General features: G+C 67.1%; 18 protein-coding genes and 1 tRNA gene. 11 read left to right on the top strand and 8 right to left on the bottom strand.

Features of this window, described 5'->3' with window-relative positions; genetic code table 11:
- Positions 1–44: 44 nt before the first annotated feature.
- Genes AC10V3_RS14845 through AC10V3_RS14835 form a run of 3 tightly spaced genes read left to right on the top strand, consistent with a single transcriptional unit; the run spans position 45 to position 5,204 of the window.
- Positions 45–797, top strand: a complete 753-nt coding sequence (locus AC10V3_RS14845) for a peptidylprolyl isomerase (RefSeq protein ID WP_022536037.1) — start codon at positions 45–47, stop codon at positions 795–797.
- On the top strand, positions 778–3,888 hold the full coding sequence (locus AC10V3_RS14840) for a peptidase domain-containing ABC transporter (protein WP_022536036.1): 3,111 nt from the start codon (positions 778–780) through the stop codon (positions 3,886–3,888). The genes AC10V3_RS14845 and AC10V3_RS14840 overlap by 20 nt, the downstream gene beginning before the upstream one ends.
- Positions 3,885–5,204, top strand: a complete 1,320-nt coding sequence (locus tag AC10V3_RS14835) for a sigma-54 interaction domain-containing protein (RefSeq protein ID WP_022536035.1) — start codon at positions 3,885–3,887, stop codon at positions 5,202–5,204. Before AC10V3_RS14840 ends, AC10V3_RS14835 begins: the two co-directional genes overlap by 4 nt.
- A 17-nt stretch (positions 5,205–5,221) precedes the next feature.
- Here the strand turns inward: AC10V3_RS14835 and AC10V3_RS14830 are convergent, their stop codons facing one another.
- Positions 5,222–5,998 carry a PP2C family protein-serine/threonine phosphatase gene (locus tag AC10V3_RS14830; protein ID WP_022536034.1) on the bottom strand — a complete coding sequence of 259 codons (777 nt, stop codon included), beginning with the start codon at positions 5,996–5,998 and terminating at the stop codon, positions 5,222–5,224.
- Positions 5,999–6,061: 63 nt separating this feature from the next.
- On the bottom strand, positions 6,062–6,355 hold the full coding sequence (locus tag AC10V3_RS14825) for a hypothetical protein (protein ID WP_022536033.1): 294 nt from the start codon (positions 6,353–6,355) through the stop codon (positions 6,062–6,064).
- Positions 6,356–6,818: 463 nt separating this feature from the next.
- On the opposite strand from AC10V3_RS14825, the gene AC10V3_RS14820 reads away from it, so the two are divergent.
- From AC10V3_RS14820 to AC10V3_RS14805, 4 genes are all read left to right on the top strand, one after another.
- Positions 6,819–7,301: a lecithin retinol acyltransferase family protein gene (locus tag AC10V3_RS14820; protein ID WP_349607288.1), complete on the top strand. Its 483-nt coding sequence runs from the start codon at positions 6,819–6,821 to the stop codon at positions 7,299–7,301.
- A 34-nt stretch (positions 7,302–7,335) separates the two neighbouring features.
- Entirely contained in the window at positions 7,336–7,524 is a 189-nt protein-coding gene (locus AC10V3_RS14815) for a hypothetical protein (RefSeq protein WP_022536031.1), read from the top strand.
- 145 nt (positions 7,525–7,669) lie between these two features.
- Complete coding sequence (locus tag AC10V3_RS14810; RefSeq protein WP_349607289.1) at positions 7,670–7,843, top strand: hypothetical protein; 174 nt, start codon at positions 7,670–7,672, stop codon at positions 7,841–7,843.
- Between the two features lie 110 nt (positions 7,844–7,953).
- Positions 7,954–8,028: transfer RNA gene (locus AC10V3_RS14805), tRNA-Arg, on the top strand.
- 69 nt (positions 8,029–8,097) lie between these two features.
- Here AC10V3_RS14805 and AC10V3_RS14800 read toward each other — a convergent pair.
- A complete protein-coding gene (locus tag AC10V3_RS14800; protein WP_022536029.1) occupies positions 8,098–8,415 on the bottom strand; it encodes a hypothetical protein in 318 nt (105 codons plus the stop codon).
- Positions 8,416–8,571: 156 nt separating this feature from the next.
- The gene (locus AC10V3_RS14795; protein WP_022536028.1) at positions 8,572–8,904 is read right to left on the bottom strand and encodes a DMT family transporter; all 333 of its coding nucleotides are present in this window, start codon (positions 8,902–8,904) and stop codon (positions 8,572–8,574) included.
- Between the two features lie 256 nt (positions 8,905–9,160).
- Between AC10V3_RS14795 and AC10V3_RS14790 the strand changes: the two genes are divergently transcribed.
- Positions 9,161–9,670 (top strand): hypothetical protein, encoded by a 510-nt coding sequence (locus AC10V3_RS14790; RefSeq protein WP_022536027.1) that lies wholly within the window; start codon positions 9,161–9,163, stop codon positions 9,668–9,670.
- Positions 9,671–9,680: 10 nt separating this feature from the next.
- Here AC10V3_RS14790 and AC10V3_RS14785 read toward each other — a convergent pair whose 3' ends face one another.
- Positions 9,681–10,856: a benzoate/H(+) symporter BenE family transporter gene (locus AC10V3_RS14785; RefSeq protein WP_041681110.1), complete on the bottom strand. Its 1,176-nt coding sequence runs from the start codon at positions 10,854–10,856 to the stop codon at positions 9,681–9,683.
- A gap of 86 nt (positions 10,857–10,942) precedes the next feature.
- A complete protein-coding gene (locus AC10V3_RS14780; protein ID WP_051369913.1) occupies positions 10,943–11,821 on the bottom strand; it encodes an amino acid ABC transporter substrate-binding protein in 879 nt (292 codons plus the stop codon).
- Between the two features lie 562 nt (positions 11,822–12,383).
- Here AC10V3_RS14780 and AC10V3_RS14775 point away from each other — a divergent pair.
- Positions 12,384–14,315 carry an ATP-binding cassette domain-containing protein gene (locus tag AC10V3_RS14775; protein ID WP_041681108.1) on the top strand — a complete coding sequence of 644 codons (1,932 nt, stop codon included), beginning with the start codon at positions 12,384–12,386 and terminating at the stop codon, positions 14,313–14,315.
- A gap of 13 nt (positions 14,316–14,328) precedes the next feature.
- On the opposite strand, the gene AC10V3_RS14770 is transcribed toward AC10V3_RS14775, so the two are convergent.
- The gene (locus AC10V3_RS14770) at positions 14,329–14,472 is read right to left on the bottom strand and encodes a hypothetical protein (protein ID WP_349607301.1); all 144 of its coding nucleotides are present in this window, start codon (positions 14,470–14,472) and stop codon (positions 14,329–14,331) included.
- Positions 14,469–15,680, bottom strand: a complete 1,212-nt coding sequence (locus AC10V3_RS14765; protein WP_022536022.1) for an MFS transporter — start codon at positions 15,678–15,680, stop codon at positions 14,469–14,471. Before AC10V3_RS14765 ends, AC10V3_RS14770 begins: the two co-directional genes overlap by 4 nt.
- 348 nt (positions 15,681–16,028) lie before the next feature.
- Between AC10V3_RS14765 and AC10V3_RS14760 the strand changes: the two genes are divergently transcribed.
- Positions 16,029–18,020, top strand: a complete 1,992-nt coding sequence (locus tag AC10V3_RS14760; RefSeq protein ID WP_022536021.1) for a DNA topoisomerase IV subunit B — start codon at positions 16,029–16,031, stop codon at positions 18,018–18,020.
- Positions 18,021–18,122: 102 nt separating this feature from the next.
- Positions 18,123–18,935, top strand: a complete 813-nt coding sequence (locus AC10V3_RS14755; protein WP_022536020.1) for a lytic transglycosylase domain-containing protein — start codon at positions 18,123–18,125, stop codon at positions 18,933–18,935.
- Positions 18,936–18,957: the final 22 nt, after the last annotated feature.

Genomic DNA, 18,957 nt, shown 5'->3' with positions numbered 1-18,957 from the left:
CAGCCCGGTGCGCCAGCGCAGGGGGCCGTCAAAGGAGCCGAGAAATGACTGGCATTGTGCGTATCGACGACGAGGTGCTCGGCGTCGAGGAGTTCGTGCGGCTGCTCAAGCTGACCGGGCAGTTCGAAGGCCTGGTCGAGCAGATGGTGCGCGACAAGCTGGCCGTGCACGCCGCGAAGCGGCAGGGCCTGGTGGTCACGCCCGAGGAAATCCAGGAGCGCGCCGACCAGTTCCGCCGTGTGCAGGGCCTCCACCGCGCGGCCGACATGAATCACTACCTGGATGCGCTGAACGTCAGCCTGGACGAGTTCGAGGCCTTTATCACCGACAGCCTGTACCAGGAACGGATGATGGAGCAGGTGTGCAGCGAGGCCGCGGTGCAGGAGTACTTTGCGCTCAACTCGCCGCGCTTCGACAGCATCGAGGTCAGCCATATCGTGGTCGATAGCGAGGGCAAGGCCAAGGAGCTGATCTCGTACCTGCAGGACGATCCCGACGCCTTTGCCGAGATGGCGCGCGAGCATTCCATTGCCGACACGCGCGAGCGCGGCGGCGAGATCGGCAAGGTGCTGCGCGGCTCGCTCAAGACCGATATCGAGGCCAAGGTCTTCAATGCCGAGCCGGGCGACCTGCTGGGGCCGTTCCCGGCCGCTGACCGTTCCTTCTTCGAAGTTTTCCTGGTGCGCGAGAAACACCCGGCCACGCTCGACGGCGACGTGGCGGTGGAAGTGCGCCGCCTGCTGCGCGAGGACTGGCTGATGGCCAGGGCGCAGGAACATGTCATCGAAGCCCGCTAGCGAGACCGGCGATCCCGCCGCCCCGGCTGCCCCGGAAAAGCCGGAGGCAGCGTCGGCGCTGGCCGCCTTCCTCGCCACCGTCGAGATCCTGTCGGTGCTGACGCCGGAGGAGCTGGGGCGCCTGGCCGATGCCGCGCAGGTGCTGACCTTCGGCTTCGGCGACACCGTCTGCAACGCGGGGGATGCGGCGCCGGGCCTGTTTATCGTCAAGTCCGGCTCGGTGCGCGTGTTCAACGAGGAGCACGGCAAGGAAATCAGCATGGGCGTGCGCAAGGCCGGCGAGGTCTTTGCCGATATCGCCTTGCTGCGCGAATACCGGCATGAGTCGTCGGTGCGCGCCTCGGGCAAGACCGAGCTGCTGATGATCCCGCGCAGCGTGGGCGAGCCGGTAGTGGCCGGCAACCCCGCGGCGCTCGCCTTTATCACCAGCTATGTTGCGATCAGTTCGGCCGGCGGCTTTGTCGCGCGGCTGTTCGACCTGCGCGGCAAGCTCGACAAGCAGGAGCTGGAAGACGCCGTGCGCAGCGTCGGCGTCAAGCGCGTGGCGGCCGGCAAGGAGATCCTGAAGCAGGAGGGGCGCGAGGACCGCCGCCTCTACGTGGTGCGCCAGGGCACCGTGCGCGTCGTGCGCAGCGAAGAGGGCAGCGAATTCCCGCTGGCGACGCTGGGGCAGGGCGATGTCTTCGGCGAGCGCGCCTGCGTGATGCGGCAGGAGCAGCTGGCCTCGGCCATTGCCGAGACCGACGTGCGCCTGCTGGTGATCCCGGAGAAGACCGTGCAGCTGATCCTGGAGCGCAACCCGCGCCTGCGCGAGGTGCTGGAAGAGCGCATCCGGGCGCTCGACCGCGAACTGCATCGACAGAAGAAGCTGGCCGAACGGCGCAAGCGCCCGGTGCTGCTGGACCTGCAATCCAAGCCCGAGCTCGGCGAAAAGCTGATCCGCCGCTTTGCGCTGGTGGAGCAGGCCGAGGAGATGGACTGCGGCGCCGCCTGCCTGGCGATGATCTGCCGGCACTACAGTATCCCGATGACGCTGGGCAAACTACGTGAGCTCGCCAACGTGACCACGCAGGGCGCCACGCTCGACAGCCTGGCGCGCGCGGGCGAATCGCTCGGCTTCACCACGCGCGGGGTGCAGTGCACGCGCGATTCGCTGATGGGCTTCGAGCTGCCCTTTATCGTGCACTGGGAGGGCTACCACTACGTGGTGGTGTACGGGATCTCGTCGCGCTGGGTGTGGGTGGCCGACCCGGCCATCGGCTTCCGCAAGATGAGCGCGGAGGAGTTCGAGCGAGGCTGGAGCGGTACCTGCCTGCTGTTCTCGCCGGGCGAGAGCATGACGCAGCTGTCGGTATCGCGCTCGCCGTGGCTGCGTTTCATCGGCTATCTCGCGCCGTACAAGAAGATCCTGGCGCACCTGTTCCTGGCCACCTTCGTGATCCAGATGCTGGGCGTGGTGCCGCCGCTGATCATCCAGAACATCCTGGACGGCGTGGTGGTGCACCAGAACGTGGGGCTGCTTCACCTGCTGATCGTGGGGCTGATCATCTCCAATGTGTTCTCGCAGCTGATGGCGACGATCCGCGCGTATCTCGCCAACTTCATGGTGCGCAACATGGACTTCGCCATGATGTCGCACTTCTTCAAGCACACGCTGTCGCTGCCGTTGTCGTTCTTTGCCAAGCGCAAGACTGGCGACATCTTCGCGCGCTTCCAGGAGAACCAGACCATCCGCGCCTTCCTGACCGAATCGACGGTGACCACGGCGCTGAACCTGCTGATGGTGTTTATCTACTTCACCATCATGTTCCTCTACAACGTCAAGCTGACGCTGCTGCTGATCGCCTTCGTGATCCCGATCGCGGCGCTGACGGTGGTGGTGACGCCCAAGGTCAAGACCTATGCGCGCGAGGTGTTCGCCGCCTCGACCGATGCCAAGGCCTACCTGATGGAGACGCTGGGCGGCGCCGAGACCGTCAAGGGCATGGGCATCGAGCGCCCGGTGCGGCTGCGCTGGGAACGCAAGTACACCAAGGCGCTGGAGGCGCAGTACAAGGCGCAGGCCTTCCATATCCTGGTGGGGCTGGTGAGCCAGCTGCTCAACGCGGCCACCACCATCGCCGTACTGTGGGTGGGCGCGACGCTGGTGCTGGAGCGCGAGCTGACCATCGGCCAGTTGATCGCCTTCAACGCCTTCATGGGCAGCGTGCTGGCGCCGCTGATGGGGCTGGTGGCGTTGTGGGGCCAGCTCAACGATGCCGGCGTGGCGATGGAGCGCCTGGGCGACGTGCTCGACCTGGAGCCCGAGCAGAAGCCGCAGGACGTGCTGTCGCGCGTGATGCTGCCCGACCTGCAGGGCGAGATCGTGATGAAGGACCTGTACTTCCGCTACGGCGGCGAGGACACGCCCTACGTGCTGGAGAACATCAGCTTCACCATCCGCCCGGGCGAGATGGTGGCCATCGTCGGGCGCAGCGGCTCGGGCAAGACCACGCTGGCCAAGCTGCTGGTGGGCTTCTACAAGCCCACCGAGGGCGCGATGACGGTGGATGGTTATGACCTCAACGTGATCGACGCGGCGTTCTACCGCGCGCAGGTGGGCTACGTGATGCAGTCCAACCTGCTGTTCTCGGGCACCATCGCCGAGAACATCGCCTGCGGTGACGACAGCCCCGACCGGCGCCGCATCGAGGAGGTGGCGCGCATGGCCGACGCCCATGCCTTTATCAGCAAGCTGCCGCTGGGCTACGAGCAGGTGGTGGGCGAGCGCGGCATCGGGCTCTCCGGCGGGCAGATCCAGCGCCTGTGCATTGCCCGCGCGCTGTACCACGACCCGCGCCTGCTGGTGTTCGACGAGGCCACCTCGGCGCTCGACACGCAGTCCGAGAGCAACATCTTGGCCAATATGCAGGAGATCCTGCGCGGGCGCACCGCGGTGATCATCGCGCATCGGCTCAGCACCATCATGCAGGCCGACAAGATCCTGGTGCTGTATGAAGGCGCCATCGTCGAGCAGGGCCGGCACGAGGAGCTGCTCGAGCGCAAGGGCATGTATTTCCAACTGGTGCAGAAGCAACTGAGTGCCGCATGAAGCTATACAACCAGGGTGCCACCCCCGCCTCGGTCACGTCCCCGGTGTCGTTCGCCGGGCTGATCGAGAAGATCGAGATCCTGCGCTCGACGCTGCGCTGGGCGTCGCGGCTTGACCGCCCGGAGATCGAGAAGCTGCTCAAGCAGGCCACCACGCTGCGCGACGAGGTGATGGGGCTGTCGCACAAGGAGCGCTTCGTGCAGGCGGCCTCGGCGACCGAGGCGGCGCCGCCGCAGGAAGAAGTCGAGCGCATGCCGCGCGAGCGCCGCCAGGCATTGATGGAGCGCAGTTTCATTTTCGAAGGCACCTTTGGCGACAACCCCAAGCTGCTGGAGGCACTGGAGATCGCCGAGAAGGCCGCGCCGACTGACCTGCCGGTGCTGATCGACGGCGAGAGCGGCACCGGCAAGGAGCTGATGGCCAAGGTGATCCACGCCAATGGCGCGCGCACCGACAAGCCGTTTATCTCGGTCAACTGCGGCGCGATCCCCGACAGCCTGCTTGAATCCGAGCTGTTCGGCCACAAGAAGGGCGCCTTCACCGGCGCCAGCAACGACCGGCGCGGCAAGTTCGAGAGCGCGCATACCGGCACCATCTTCCTGGACGAGATCGGCGAGCTGCCGCTGACCGGGCAGGTCAAGCTGCTGCGCGTGCTGGAAGCGCACGAGATCCAGCGCGTTGGTTCGGACGAGGCGATCTCAGTGGATACGCGCATCGTCGCGGCAACCAACAAGGACCTGCGCCGCATGAGCCAGGCCGGCACCTTCCGCGAGGACCTGTTCTATCGCCTGAGCGTGATCCACGTCAGCCTGCCGTCGCTGCGCGAGCGGCGCGACGAAATCCCGCTGCTGGTGTCGTACTTCAGTGACGAGGCCGCCGGCATGCTCAAGCGCCGGCCGCTCAAGCTGACGCCGCGGCTGCGCGACTTCCTGCTGCACTACGACTACCCGGGCAATATCCGCGAACTGCGCAACCTGATGTACCGGCTGTCATGCCTGGCCGGCGATACGGCCGACCTGGCGCACCTGCCGCAGGACATCCGGCCCAAGCCGGCCACGCTGGCGGTGGTGGGCAGCGGCACCGCCAGCGCCGACATCACCATGGCGACTTCCCTCAGCGAAGCCAAGCGCGCCGCCAGCGACGAGGCCGAGCGGGCGTTTCTCGAACGGGGCTTGCAGGAAGTGGGCGGCACCGTTGCCGAACTGGCGCGGCGTTTCGACATGAACCGCTCGCACCTGCAGATGCTGCTGAAGAAGCACGGGATCCACTCGAAGGACTTCCGCGCCAATCGGCAGGCCGAAGGCGGCAAGGGCTAGGGTCGCCGCTGCTGCAGCTAGGTGTCCAGCTCGGGATTCACCAGGGTCTTGTCCGAGCCGTAGGGATCCGCGGCGCGGATTACCACCACCGATATGTTGTCGCGGCCGCCGGCATTGAGCGCCATCTGCAGCAGCGTCTGCGCGGCCTGCGCAACGTCCTGCTGCGCCAGCACGGTGGCGATGTCGTCATCGTCGACTTCGTTGCTCAGGCCGTCGCTGCACAGCAGGAAGACATCGCCGTCCGCCACATCGGTCAGCAACTGCTCCGGCACCAGCGTTGCCGCCGCACCCACTGCGCGCGTGATGGTGTTCTGGGCGGGATGGTGGCGCGCTTCTTCCGGCGTGATCAGCCCGCGCGCCAGCAGGCGCTCGACCTGGTTGTGGTCGCGCGTGAGGCGGGCGAACTGGCCGCCCCGCAGGCGGTACAGCCGGCTGTCGCCCGCCCACAGGCAGGCACAGCGGCGGTCGCCGGCCAGCAGCACCACCACCGTGCTGCCGATGCAGCGCACACCCAGGCGCGCGGCTTCATCGACCAGCGCCAGGTTCACACCCAGCATCGCCGCGCGCGTGGCGTCGAGCCGGTCTTCCAGCCGGGCTTGCGCCGGCAGCGCGGCCAGCGCCTGCACCACCGCCTGGCTGGCGAAGTCGCCGATGGCATGGCCACCCATGCCGTCGGCCACCGCCCATAGTTGTTGCCCGGGCAGGTCGAGGCAGGCATCCTCGTTGCGCTCACGGACCCGCCCGACGTCCGTGCACGCCGCCGAGGTCCACTGGAAATGCGAGTCGAAGCCCAATCTTGTCTCCGGTCCGCGTAAAGCCCCGGCGCGGCCGGGGCGCAGCCACGACGGCGCTGACGTTCAGATCAGCCGGCCGTCGTTCCTCGCGCCCTGGTCGCCCTGAACATTGATATTGGCGTTTGGCGCGTTGTTACGGATATCGATGTTCTGGAACTGGTTGTTCATCTGATCAGCATAGAAGCTGTAGTTGATCTCGTAAAAGTTGATCACGGTCCCGCCTGGCAACGGCGACGACGGCACGAACGGGCGGATCCACCCGAACACCCACTGCCCGCCGGCGCCGCGCACGCGGGCCATGGCGGCGGGAGCAAGTTCGCGGCAGGTGCCGAGGTCGTTGATTGCGAGGGTGGCCATAATCGGTCTCCGGTGAAAGCGGCGGGGCGCCGGGGGTGGTACCGGTATTGAGCAAGGCGCGTGCCAAGCGGCGGGTTCGGGAGGAAGACATTGGAATCCCAGGACTGGCGCGGCCTGCCAGGTGGGGTGGGGCCGATGGGGCACACGCCTGGAGGCGGGCCACGTTGGCGGATGCCCGACACACCGGGCGGACAGTGTCGGGCTCCACCCACCACAGCGTATCCACCGCGCGGGTTCCCCGCCGGCCCGCGCAGTCGTCCTGGCGCGGAGCGAGTGGTGGCCGCCAGCCAACAGATTTGCCGCAGCGCGGTTGGCTGCCGTCAGACAGGTCACCCCCGCCAAAACCCTTGGATTTCCCGGAAAGCCTTGTCCCGTTGTGCCTCCCTGCCATTGGCATGGTTGATGCGGTTGGTCTGGCACGAAGCAGCAATGCCTGCAGCAACCAGACAGATCGAGGCCAGCCATGAACACCCAGGACCCACAACACGAATACGGTAGCGACGATCACCACGCCGACCTGCTGCCGCTCGGCGCCCACCTGGTGACCGAACGCCATGGCTACGTCCACCATGGCATCTATGCCGGTGCTGGCCGCGTCATCCACTACGCCGGCTTTGCCCGCGCGCTGCAAGCCGCCCCGGTCGAAGAAACCACGCTCGAAGGCTTCGCCGCCGGCCATGGCATCGCCGTCAAGCCCGAACCCTGCGCACGCTTCGCCGGCCCGCACGCTGTCGAACGCGCCCGCTCCCGCCTGGGCGAAAACGCCTACCGCCTGCTGACCAACAACTGCGAGCACTTCTGCTCCTGGTGTCTGTCCGGCGAAAGCCGCAGCGAACAGGTGGAAACCTGCATGCGCCGTCCGCGCGCCGCGCTGCAGATCGGCTGGCTGCTGCTGGGCGTGCTGCTGCAAGCCCATCTGGGCGGCATGAACCTCGGCCTCGCCTGAACCGCGCGGCCGCCACCGAACTAAGGAGCCCGCCATGTCCGGATTGATCGACTGGGAACTGCGCTGCAACCTGCGCGGACAAGCCTGCCACCGCAGCTGCACCACCGCCGCCAACTGCGCCCGCGGCCGCCACCGCCCGGGGCGCCGTGCGCTGCGGCGCACCGGCCAGGCGGCCCGGCTGGCTTCGTCCGGGCGTCTTGCCGGGGGGAGCCGCCGCCACTGATCGCCATTTGCGACATGGAATGGCCTCCGAAGTGGGGAAATTGGTGCCGCAGGGCCAGAAAACACCCTGCTATGTGCAGTAGACCACCGATGCACGCGTGTGCGGCCGGGACACTGATGTCTCACGCATCACTGCGAGGGGCGTCATGCTGATCTTGGTGACCATAGTCGAACCGTTGAACCTGCTCGGATTGAGCATTGTTCGGACCACACCCTGCGCGCACCGGGATGTATGCGTGACGGACGACTTCGGCAACCTCACCGAGTGCGAGTCGCTGGGGCAGGCGCTGGCGTTCGCGGCTGATATCCAGATGCACTGACGCCGCGGCACCGTCAGCGGCCCCGCAATTCCCGCGCCGGCGACACGGGCCCGGACTTGTGCCTGTTCGCAAGAGGTTTTTGATATACTCCCAGCCTGCTTCCGGGTCCCCTCGCCGTAGTTCAATGGATAGAACGAGCGCCTCCTAAGCGCTAGATACAGGTTCGATTCCTGTCGGCGGGACCATAGAAACGCCGGGCCTTCCCGTCCTGGAAGAAGTAGGTCGCCTCCACTGGGCTGGGCAAGCCGCGTCGCTCATGGCTTGCATTCGACCTTTTCCTCATACTTGCCATCCCTCTTCCACTCGCGCTCAATCTTGCAAGGCCCCTTGCGGAATTTTTCCTTCTGTTCATAGCCGCGCGGGCCGTCCTCGCATTTGCGCTCTTCCTTGTACTCCCCATCGCGCTTCTGTTCACGTTCGATTTCGCAAGGGCCGCTGCGGTACTTCTCCTTGAATTCTCCGCCGGGGCTTCGGTAGTCGACCGGATGGCCATGCGGGAGTGCGTCGGCATTGGCCGCGGAGGCCATTATGAACAGCAGGCCAAGGATGGCCAGCGGCGCCTTTTCTGGCATGGTAGTTTGGCTGGAGTAGAAGATAGCGGCCGAGCATAGCAAGTGATATTGCCAGGCGGCTGTATCAAATGGTTACCGCACCGAGGGGACAGGCGGCGGGCGCGATGCGGGGCCGTCCGGCAGTAGATTTACCTCTCAACGGCTCCAAGCCGTTGATCAATGCGCGCTGGTTTTGGAAAATAACTGGATCACCGCTACGCCCGCAATGATCAATCCAATCCCCAGGCAAGCCGCCAGGTCGGGAATCTGCCGGTACAACACCACGGCAATCAGCGACACCAACACAATCCCGGCCCCGCTCCAGATCGCGTAAGCGATCCCCACCGGCACCGTCCGCATCACTAGCATCAGCAGATAGAACGCCGCAACGTAGCCGGTAACCACCAGCACGCTGGGCCAGAGCCGGGTAAAGCCTTGCGACGCCTTCAGGCTGCTGGTGGCGATGACTTCGGCAATGATGGCAAGGGCGAGGAGCAGGTAACCGTTCATGGGGACGCGTCTGTGGGGCGAAAGGGTCGGCCAGTCCGGCATCTTAGCGCCCCTGTCATGTTGCGCCAAAGCCTCCTCCCTCCTTTGCGGTGGTTGTGCGATGCGGCAAGGCGGTCTTGAATGACGCATAAGAAAAAAGCGGGGCCCACGCCGGCTCGCGTCAAAAGACAACGAAGAGCAGTCGCGGTATTCAGCCCGAACAAGCCGGCACGAACCCTCACGATGCCGGCGGCGGGCATGTGGCAAGGGGAGCGGTATGCATCACACTGGCATTGCCGATACGGCCGTCTGGCCGTCATCGCAATTTGGGGACACGGAGCCTGCGGCGGACGTGAGCCCATGGCAGGACACCATCGCCGCGGCGGATCATGCGCTGGAGGAGGCCACCCGCATCCAGCGCGGCGTGCAGCACAACCTGAAGCTGATGCAGGAGGTGCGGTCGCTGCGCGAGGACTTGCGCAAAGCGCATGCGGAGGTCGATCGCTACCGGGGCATGCATGCCCGCGTTGTGGTTGGCATGCGCCAGCTGGAGGATGACCACACGGCAGCGATGAGCCGGCTCCAGGCGGACCACGAAATGCTGCTGGTGCGCCATCGCGTCTACAAGCTGATGGCCGAGCACTATGCGCGCATGGCGCTGGGGCTGGATCCGGAGACCTTTGTCGCGCACCGCGAGCGCGTGCTGCAGCACGTGCTGTTCCAGCGCCGCAGGGGCGTGCCGCCGGAGGCAATCAGCGCCGCGGACGTGGCCTTCCTTATGCTGTAGCGACGGGGGCTCAGGCGGCACGCGGCCGCAACACGTAGTACGCGAGCATGCCGCCCACCACGCCCCAGAAGGCCGAGCCCACGCCCGCCAGCGTCATGCCGGAGGCAGTGATCATGAAGGTCAGCAACGCCGCTTCGCGCTCGCCCGGGGTCTGCATCGCGACCGTCAGGCCGTTGGCGATCGAGCCCAGCAGCGCGAACGCCGTGACGCCCACCACCAGCGCCCGCGGAAAGGCGGCGAACAGCGCGGCGATGCTGGCGGCCAGTGTGCCCGCCACCAGGTAGCCCACGCCGCAGACCACGGCCGCGGTATAGCGGCGGTTGCGGTCGGGATCGGCCTGCGGGCCAGTGCAGATGGCGGCGGTGATCGCTGCCAGGTTGACCCCGTGCGAGCCGAACGGCGCCAGCACCGCCGAGGCCAGGCCGGTCAGCGTGATCAGCCGCGACGCGGGCACGTGGTAGCCATCGGCCTGCAGCACCGCCAGACCGGGGATGTTCTGCGAGGCCAGCGCAACGATAAACAGCGGGATCGCCATGCTGATAAGGGCCGACAGCGAGAACGCCGGCGTGGTCCACACCGGCACGGCCACGGCCAGCCGCAACCCGGAGAAATCGAGCTGGCCGAACCCCCCGGCAACCACCACGCCTGTCAGCAGCACGCCCGGCACGGCATAGGCCGGCCACAGCTTGCGGCCGATCAGGTAGGCGGCGAACATCGCCAGCAGCAGCACGGTCTGGTGCTGCGCCAGGACGAATACATCCACGCTGATGCGGAACAGGATGCCAGCGAGCAGCGCCGAGGCGATGCTGGCGGGCAGGGCACGCATCAGCTTGTCGAACCAGCCGGTCATGCCGGCGGCCATCATCATCAGCGAGGCCAGCAGGAAGGCACCGATGGCTTCCGCGTACGGCACGCCCGGCAGGCTGGCGATCAGCAGCGCGGCGCCGGGCGTGGACCAGGCCACCACGATCGGCACGCGCAGCGCCAGCGACAGGCCGATGGTGGTCACCCCCATCCCCATCGACAACGCCCAGATCCACGACGAAATCTGCGCATCGGTCAGGTGCGCGGCCTGGCCGGCCTGGATCATCAGCACCAGCGAACTGGTATAGCCGGTCAGCGCGGCGACCAGCCCGGCGACGAGCGCGGGAACGGACAGGTCGGTTTTGAGTGAAGCGGTGGTCATGGGGCGGCAACAAGCACATTGGCAGGGCCGCAATCTTCGCATAAGTGCCTTGGCCGTCCCAATTTGCCGCCCCCGCGGCGGGGCTGTCAGTCTGCGACCTTGTCGCTCGGGAACTTGAAGGAATCGCGTAGCAGGTAGCTCATCGGGATGTCGAGCCGGGTGCCATGCGGCGGGATCGGCCCCTGGAACCACTTGCGGTAGAGCTTCTGGGTGTCCTGGTCGTAGATTGACGCCACCAGCGTTTTGTCGACCAGCTGCTTGAAGGCCGCGTCCTGGCGCGACAGCATGATGGCGTAGGGCTCGATGGTGAGCAGGTCGCCGGTGATGCGGTACTCGGCCGGCTTGGCCGCGTTGGCGCGCAGGCCGTACAGCAGCACGTCGTCCATCACGAAGGCGTCGGCCTTGCCGGCTTCGACCATGGCGAACGCCTGCGCATGGTCCTTTGCCTCCACCAGGCGCAGCTGCATGGCGCCGGATTCGTCCATCTTGCGCAGCGTCGCCAGCGGCGTCGTGCCCGTGGTCGAGACCACGGTCTTGCCGCGCAGGTCCTGCCACTTGGTGATGCCCGACGACGCCTTGACCAGCATGCGGCTGCCGGCGATGTAGTGGGGGATCGTGAAGGCCACCTGCTCGCGCCGCTCGCGGTTGTTGGTGGTGGAGCCGCATTCGAGGTCAGCCTTGCCCTCGACGATGGCGGGGATGCGCGAGGCCGGCGTGACCTGCACCCAGTCCACGCGCAGCGACGGCAGCTTCAGTGCGCCGCGCACGGCGTCGGCCACGCGCAGGCACAGGTCCACGGCGTAGCCCATGGGCTTGCCATCCGCCAGGAAGGAGAACGGCACCGAGCTTTCGCGGTGGGCAATGCGGATCGCGCCGGTCTGGCGGATGCGGCGCAGCACCGGTGCGCTGTCGGCGTCGGCCACCGTATCGGCGCCGGCGTTGGTGGTGGCATGCGCCGCAGGCAGGGCGCCGCCAGCAAAGGCGGCACAGGCAAGCAAAGACAACACAGGCGCAAGCTTCCGGCAGGAAGGCAGGCCCCGCAGACCCGGATCGATCAATGTAACCCCCGTACAGAAATGACTGGAACCGGCGCGGGCAGCGGCCGGCGGCCAACCACCCGTTCCGATTTCTGGCCGGCTGTGGCGCCGGCTCTGCGTTTGCGTGTATTTGTCGTGCCGGAACCGGCGGGTGCAGGACGAGCCATTGTTCCATGCGGGGCCGGGTGCAGACAACTGCCGGGGGGCGGGCGTACTCGGCAAGCAACGATCGCTGGCGATCTCGGTTGACCGGGACTTTCCCTTACGGACTTGTCCGACTGGAGCGCGCAGGGGCGCATTGATATTCTGTCGCCGTGCCTTGCGAGCAGGGCACCGAGGAGAGACTCTTGGGCCCGCAATGCGCGGGCCCTTCTTTTTGGGCGCGGCTTCCGGCTGCGTCCGGTCGTCTACAATGCGGGCTGCCGTGCCACGCCAGCCCTGGCAGGCCGCCCCGTCCTTTCTCCGCCTTTCTCTCGTCGCCTTCCATCCCATGGCCCTGTTTTCCATCACCGACGCCCAGCTTGCCTTCGGGCACGTGGCCCTGCTCGACCACACCGACTTTTCGCTGGAGGCCGGCGAGCGCGTGGGCCTGATCGGGCGCAACGGCTCGGGCAAGTCCTCGCTGCTGAAGATCGTGGCCGGGCTGGCGGCGCCGGATGACGGCCTGATCGCGCGCCAGAGCGGCGTGACCACCGCCTACGTGCCGCAGGAGCCGCAGTTCGAGCCGGGCATCACCGTGTTCGACGCCGTCTCGCAGGGCATGGGTGATGCGCACGACCTGCTGGTGCGCTACGAGGCCGCCGCCGACCGGGTCGCCGAGAATCATGACGACGAAGCCGCACTGGCCGAGCTGCACCGGCTGCAGTCCGAGCTGGACGCCGCCGGCGCCTGGCAGCTGCGCACGCGCGTCGAAACCACGCTGGCACGGCTGGGACTGGATTCGCACACGCGCGTCGAGGCACTCTCCGGCGGCCTGCAGAAGCGCGTGGCGCTGGCGCAGGCGCTGGTGGCCGAGCCCGACATCCTGCTGCTGGACGAGCCCACCAACCACCTCGACGTGGAAGCGATCCGCTGGCTTGAAGACCTACTGCTGGGCTTCCGCGGCAGCGTGCTGTTGATCACCCACGACCGCGCCTTCCTCGACCGCGTCGCCACCCGCATCATCGAACTGGACCGCGGCCGGCTGGTGTCCTTCCCCGGCAACTTCGCCGCCTACCAGGCACGCAAGGAAGAGATGCTGGCCGCGGAGCAGGTCGAGCAGGCCAAGTTCGACAAGCTGCTGGCGCAGGAGGAAGTGTGGATCCGCAAGGGCGTGGAGGCGCGCCGCACGCGCAGCGTGTCGCGCATCCAGCGGCTGGTGGCGATGCGCAACGAGCGCGCCGCGCGCCGTGAAGTACAGGGCAACGTCAAGCTGGAAGTGTCGCAGGCCGATCGCTCCGGCAAGATCGTGTCGGAGCTGACCGGCGTCAGCAAGGCCTATGGCGACAAGGTGGTGGTGCGCGACTTTACCGCCACCATCATGCGCGGCGACAAGGTCGGCCTGATCGGCCCCAACGGCGCCGGCAAGACCACGCTGCTGCGGCTGATCCTGGGCGAGCTGGCACCGGACAGCGGCACCGTGCGCAACGGCAGCAACCTGCAGGTGGCGTACTTCGACCAGATGCGCACCGCGCTGGACCTGGAGCGCTCGCTGGCGGACACCATCAGCCCGGGCAGCGACTGGGTCGAGGTCAATGGCCAGCGCAAGCACGTGATGAGCTACCTGGGCGACTTCCTGTTCGCGCCGGAGCGCGCGCGTTCGCCGGTCAAGTCGCTGTCAGGCGGCGAGCGCAACCGGCTGCTGCTGGCGCGCCTGTTCGCGCGGCCGGCCAATGTGCTGGTGCTGGACGAGCCCACCAACGACCTCGACATCGATACGCTGGAACTGCTGGAAGAACTGCTGCAGGACTATGGCGGCACCGTGTTCCTGGTTTCGCACGACCGGGCGTTCCTGGACAACGTGGTGACCTCGACCCTCGCTGCCGAAGGCGATGGCGTGTGGCGCGAGTCGGTGGGCGGGTATTCCGACTGGGTCGAGCAGTCGGCCCGCAGCGCGGCGCTGCAGGCCGCGCGCAAGCCGGAACAGAAGGCGGCCGAGCCGGCAAAGGGCAAGGACTCGCGCGAGGCGCGCGGTGCCAACCGGACCGTCAAGCTGTCGTACAAGGAGCAGCGCGAGCTGGACGGCCTGCCGGAGCGCATTGCCGCGCTGGAAACGGAGCAGAAGGCGATCTCGGCGCAGCTGGAAGACGGTTCGCTCTATGTCAGCGATGCGCCCAAGGCCGTGCAGCTGGGCACCCGGCACGACGAGATCGAGATGGAACTGCTGGAAGCGCTGGAGCGCTGGGAAGTGCTGGAAGCGAAGTCGAAGGGCGAGGGCGTGTGAGCGCCTGGCTGCGTCACCCGCACCACGCCAACACCATATTGGTCAGATCGACCATAAAACCCGGCCGCAGATAGCCCACGAAGCCCAGCGCCAGCAGCCCGGCCAGCACCGCCAGCCCGGTTGCCTTGGCCACGCGGACGCGGGCCTTGGCCATCATGCCGCCGCCGGCTGCGCGCGCACCAGCGCCTGCTCGCGGATCGGCAGGTTCACCAGCGCGGCCATCACGCCCAGCGCGATGGAAATCAGCCACACCGTGTTGTAGCCACCGGTGCGGTCATAGAGGAAGCCGCCCAGCCAGGCGCCCAGGAAGCTGCCGATCTGGTGCGAGAAGAACACCACCCCGGACAGCATCGACAGGTATTTCACGCCGAACACCTGGGCGATGATGCCGTTGGTCAGCGGCACGGTCGACAGCCACAGGAAGCCCATCAGCGCCGCGAACACCCAGGTACTGGCCACCGTCAGCGGCAGCAGCAGGTAGCCGGCGATCACCACCGAGCGCGCCAGGTAGATGAACGCCAGCAGGTAGCGCTTGGGCAGGCGCTGGCCGATCGCGCCGGCGGTATAGGTGCCGAACACGTTGAACAGCCCGATCAGCGCCAGCGCCACGACGGCGACTTTCGGGTCGACCAGGCCCTGGTCCTTCAGGTACGGCGCCAGGTGCACGCCGATAAACACTACCTGGAAGCCGCACACGAAATAGCCCAGCGTCAGCAGCTGGAAGTTGCGGTTGCCGAAGGCTTCGTGGACGGCCTGGCCGATGGTCTGGTGGTGGCCGCCGGCGTGGCCCGCCTCGCGCGGCTCGCGCAGCGTCAGCGCCAGCGGCAGCATTACACAGGCCATCAAAGCCATCACGTATAGCGCGTTCTGCCAGCCCATGCCGGAGATCAGTCCCTGTTCCACCGGGATCATCAGGAACTGCCCGAACGAGCCCGCGGCGGCGGCAATGCCCATCGCCCACACGCGTTTCTCGGGGCTGGCCACGCGGCCGATCACGCCGTAGACGATGCTGTAGGTGGTACCTGACTGCGCGATGCCGATCATCACGCCGGCGCCGGTGGCGAAGGCGGTGCCGCTGGTGGCCAGCGCCATCACCACCAGGCCGGCCACGTACAGCGCCACCCCGATCAGCATGATGCGCAGCGCGCCGAACTTGTCGGCGAGTGCGCCGGCAAAGGGCTGGCTGGCGCCCCACATCAGGTTCTGCAGCGCCAGCGCGAAGGCGAAGGTCTCGCGGTTCCAGCCGTGGGCCTGCGTGATCGGCAGGTTGAACAGGCCGAAGCCGTGCCGGATACCCATCGATAGGGTGACGAGCAGGCCGCCGCACACCAGCACGGTGGTCAGGGAGAGTTGTCGGTTTTGCATTGTCTAGGCTCGGTGTGCGGCAGTCCCGCCGGGTAGTGCGGTGCCGACATGGATAGTCTGTGCTTGTTGTTTTGAACCGCGCCGGGACGGCAATCAGGCTTGCCAGGGCCGGGTGGTGGCGAGTTTACCCCGGCTTGCAAAAACGCGTGCGGCAGCGCCCGCGTTGCCGGCGCCCCGGCAAAAAGTGGCGGGGGGGCGGCAAAGCGCCGCCAGCGCCGGCACCCAGCGCAATCCCTTTTCCACGGGATTGCCCGCGCCCGCTTCCATTACAATGCAGTGCCCGGTGCCCCGGCGCGTGCACAGTTGTGCGCCCCGTGCAGCCGGGACAATCACTTTCGTAGCGACTCCATGGCGAGCAAAACCAGTCAGTACAGCGAATCCTCCATCCGGGTCCTGAAGGGCCTGGAGCCGGTCAAGCAGCGCCCCGGCATGTACACCCGGACCGACAACCCCCTGCATATCGTGCAGGAGGTGATCGACAACGCCTCGGACGAGGCCCTGGGCGGCCACGGCTCCGAGATCCTGGTGACCCTGCATCGCGACGGCAGCGTCAGCGTGGAGGACGACGGCCGCGGCATCCCGGTGGGCATCCACCCGGAAGAAGGCGTGCCGGTGGTCGAGATCGTCTTTACCCGGCTGCACGCCGGCGGCAAGTTCGACAAGGGCAAGGGCGGCGCCTATGCCTTCTCGGGCGGGCTGCACGGCGTGGGCGTGTCGGTGACCAATGCCCTCTCGACGCAGTTGGACGTGACCGTCTGGCGCGACGGCATGTGTTCCACGTTGACCTTCTCCGGCGGCGACGTGACCGTGCCGCTGGCCTCGCGCAAGTTCGAGCGTGGTGAGAAAAAGAACGGCACCCGCGTGCAGGTGTGGCCGGACGCCAAGTATTTCGACTCGGCCGCGATCCCGCTGGCGGAGCTGCAGCGCCTGCTGCGCAGCAAGGCCGTGCTGCTGCCCGGCGTCAAGGTGACGCTGGTGACCGAGAAAACCGGCGAGCGCCAGACCTGGCAGTACGACCAGGGCCTGAAGGGCTACCTGGTCGAGGCGCTGGCGCAAGGCAGCGGCGCGGAACTGGTGATTCCGATGTTCGAGGGCGAGCACTTCGCCGACCCCGACGCCAATCCCGGCGAAGAAGGCTTTGCCGACGGTGAAGGCGCGTCGTGGGTGGTGGCCTGGACCGAAGACGGCGCGCCGGTGCGCGAGTCCTACGTCAACCTGATCCCCACGCCTGCCGGCGGCACGCATGAATCCGGCCTGCGCGAAGGCCTGTTCCAGGCGGTCAAGAGCTTTATCGAGATGCATGCGCTGCAGCCCAAGGGCGTCAAGCTGATGAGCGAGGACGTGTTCGCGCGCGCCTCGTTCGTGCTGTCGGCCAAGGTGCTGGATCCGCAGTTCCAGGGCCAGATCAAGGAGCGCCTGAACAGCCGCGACGCGGTGCGGCTGGTGTCCACCTTCAGCCGCCCGGCGCTGGAGCTGTGGCTGAACCACCATGTCGAGTACGGCAAGAAGCTGGCCGAGCTGGTGATCCGCCAGGCCCAGGCCCGCACGCGTGCGGCACAGAAGGTCGAGAAGAAGAAGGGCTCCGGCGTGGCCGTGCTGCCCGGCAAACTGACCGACTGCGAGTCCACCGACGTGACCCGCAACGAACTCTTCCTGGTCGAGGGCGACTCCGCCGGCGGCTCGGCCAAGATGGGCCGCGACAAGGAGTTCCAGGCCATCCTGCCGCTGCGCGGCAAGGTGCTCAACACCTGGGAAACCGAGCGCGACCGCCTCTTTGCCAACAACGAGGTGCATGACATCGCGGTGGCGATCGGCGTGGACCCGCACGGCACCAACGACGAGCCCGACCTGTCCAACCTGCGCTACGGCAAGATCTGCATCCTGTCCGACGCGGACGTGGACGGCGCGCATATCCAGGTGCTGCTGCTGACGCTGTTCTTCCGCCACTTTCCCAAGCTGATCGAGACCGGCAACGTCTGTGTGGCGCGTCCGCCGCTATTCCGCGTCGACGCACCGGCGCGCGGCAAGAAGCCCGCGCAGAAGCTGTACGCGCTGGACGAAGGCGAGCTGTTGGCCATCCAGGACAAGCTGCTCAAGGACGGCGTCAAGGAAAACTCGTGGCAGATTTCCCGCTTCAAGGGCCTGGGCGAAATGAGCGCCGAGCAGCTCTGGGAAACCACCATGAACCCCGACACGCGGCGCCTGCTGCCCGTGATGCTGGGCGAATATGACCTGCCGCAGACCGTCGAGATGATGAATATGCTGATGGGCAAGGGCGAGGCCGCGCAGCGCCGCAGCTGGCTGGAAGAGAAGGGCAACGAGGTCGAGGCCGATATCTGAAGCCGCGGCCATGGCACCTGGCCAGCCCATGCTGGCAGGCCGGTGCCGGCCCGGCGCGATTGGCGCATAATGCCCGCTCCGGCCTGCTGCACTGAACGCACGATGACGACGAGACCCCCCGGCAAACCATGGCGTAACCTGGCAGCCGCCCTGCTGGCGCTGGCCGGGCTCGCCTGTGCGCCGGCGGCACATGCCGAGCTGTGGGGCTATATCGATGCCGACGGCGTGGCGCACTTTGCCGACCAGAAGCTGGACGAGCGCTACAAGCTGTTCATGAAGGACGGCGGCAAGCTCGACAGCGCGCGGCTGGCTGCGATCCAACGCGGGCGTTCGCAGGCGGGCGGGACCGCCGGCGCCGATATTGACCTGGAGCAGCACAAGCTCTACCGCTACGTCGTCAACCATCCCAACATCAAGACCGTCGAGCCGCTGATCCACCAGATCGCCGGCAAGCAGGATGTCGACCCGGCGCTGGTCAAGGCGGTGATGGCGGTGGAGTCGGGCTTCAACGCCGGCGCGGTGTCGCCCAAGGGCGCGATCGGCCTGATGCAGGTGATCCCCGACACCGGCGCGCGCTTTGGCGTCAGCGCCGATGCGCGCCGCAGCGTCGAGCAGAAGCTGGCCGACCCGCGCACCAATATCACTGCGGGCGTGCGCTACCTGCGCTGGCTGATGCAGCTGTTCCCGAACAACCTGGAGCTGGTGCTGGCCGCCTACAACGCGGGCGAGGGCGCGGTGCAGCGCTATAACAACCGGATTCCGCCATACCCGGAGACGCAGCAGTACGTCAGCACCGTGCTGCAGTTCTACCGGCTGTACCAGCCGCAGCAGGGCGCGGTGCTGACTCGCACCAGTGCCAGCGCGGACGGCCCGCGCGTGAAGATGGTCATCGGCGGACGCCGCAACATGCCCTGACCGGCATGACCGAACAACAAGC

This window comes from Cupriavidus sp. PB-02 (genome assembly GCF_058252315.1).
This window is presented reverse-complemented; position numbering and strand designations above follow the sequence as displayed.

What these genes read in the sequence shown, in the direction of transcription:
- AC10V3_RS14790 (WP_022536027.1), top strand. Translation starts at nt 9,161, where the DNA reads ATGCATCACACTGGCATTGCCGATACGGCCGTCTGGCCGTCATCGCAA.
- AC10V3_RS14810 (WP_349607289.1), top strand. Translation starts at nt 7,670, where the DNA reads ATGCTGATCTTGGTGACCATAGTCGAACCGTTGAACCTGCTCGGATTG.
- AC10V3_RS14825 (WP_022536033.1), bottom strand. Translation starts at nt 6,355, where the DNA reads ATGGCCACCCTCGCAATCAACGACCTCGGCACCTGCCGCGAACTTGCT.
- AC10V3_RS14760 (WP_022536021.1), top strand. Translation starts at nt 16,029, where the DNA reads ATGGCGAGCAAAACCAGTCAGTACAGCGAATCCTCCATCCGGGTCCTG.
- AC10V3_RS14795 (WP_022536028.1), bottom strand. Translation starts at nt 8,904, where the DNA reads ATGAACGGTTACCTGCTCCTCGCCCTTGCCATCATTGCCGAAGTCATC.
- AC10V3_RS14770 (WP_349607301.1), bottom strand. Translation starts at nt 14,472, where the DNA reads ATGATGGCCAAGGCCCGCGTCCGCGTGGCCAAGGCAACCGGGCTGGCG.
- AC10V3_RS14765 (WP_022536022.1), bottom strand. Translation starts at nt 15,680, where the DNA reads ATGCAAAACCGACAACTCTCCCTGACCACCGTGCTGGTGTGCGGCGGC.
- AC10V3_RS14835 (WP_022536035.1), top strand. Translation starts at nt 3,885, where the DNA reads ATGAAGCTATACAACCAGGGTGCCACCCCCGCCTCGGTCACGTCCCCG.
- AC10V3_RS14755 (WP_022536020.1), top strand. Translation starts at nt 18,123, where the DNA reads ATGACGACGAGACCCCCCGGCAAACCATGGCGTAACCTGGCAGCCGCC.
- AC10V3_RS14800 (WP_022536029.1), bottom strand. Translation starts at nt 8,415, where the DNA reads ATGCCAGAAAAGGCGCCGCTGGCCATCCTTGGCCTGCTGTTCATAATG.
- AC10V3_RS14820 (WP_349607288.1), top strand. Translation starts at nt 6,819, where the DNA reads ATGAACACCCAGGACCCACAACACGAATACGGTAGCGACGATCACCAC.
- AC10V3_RS14845 (WP_022536037.1), top strand. Translation starts at nt 45, where the DNA reads ATGACTGGCATTGTGCGTATCGACGACGAGGTGCTCGGCGTCGAGGAG.
- AC10V3_RS14815 (WP_022536031.1), top strand. Translation starts at nt 7,336, where the DNA reads ATGTCCGGATTGATCGACTGGGAACTGCGCTGCAACCTGCGCGGACAA.
- AC10V3_RS14775 (WP_041681108.1), top strand. Translation starts at nt 12,384, where the DNA reads ATGGCCCTGTTTTCCATCACCGACGCCCAGCTTGCCTTCGGGCACGTG.
- AC10V3_RS14840 (WP_022536036.1), top strand. Translation starts at nt 778, where the DNA reads ATGTCATCGAAGCCCGCTAGCGAGACCGGCGATCCCGCCGCCCCGGCT.
- AC10V3_RS14785 (WP_041681110.1), bottom strand. Translation starts at nt 10,856, where the DNA reads ATGACCACCGCTTCACTCAAAACCGACCTGTCCGTTCCCGCGCTCGTC.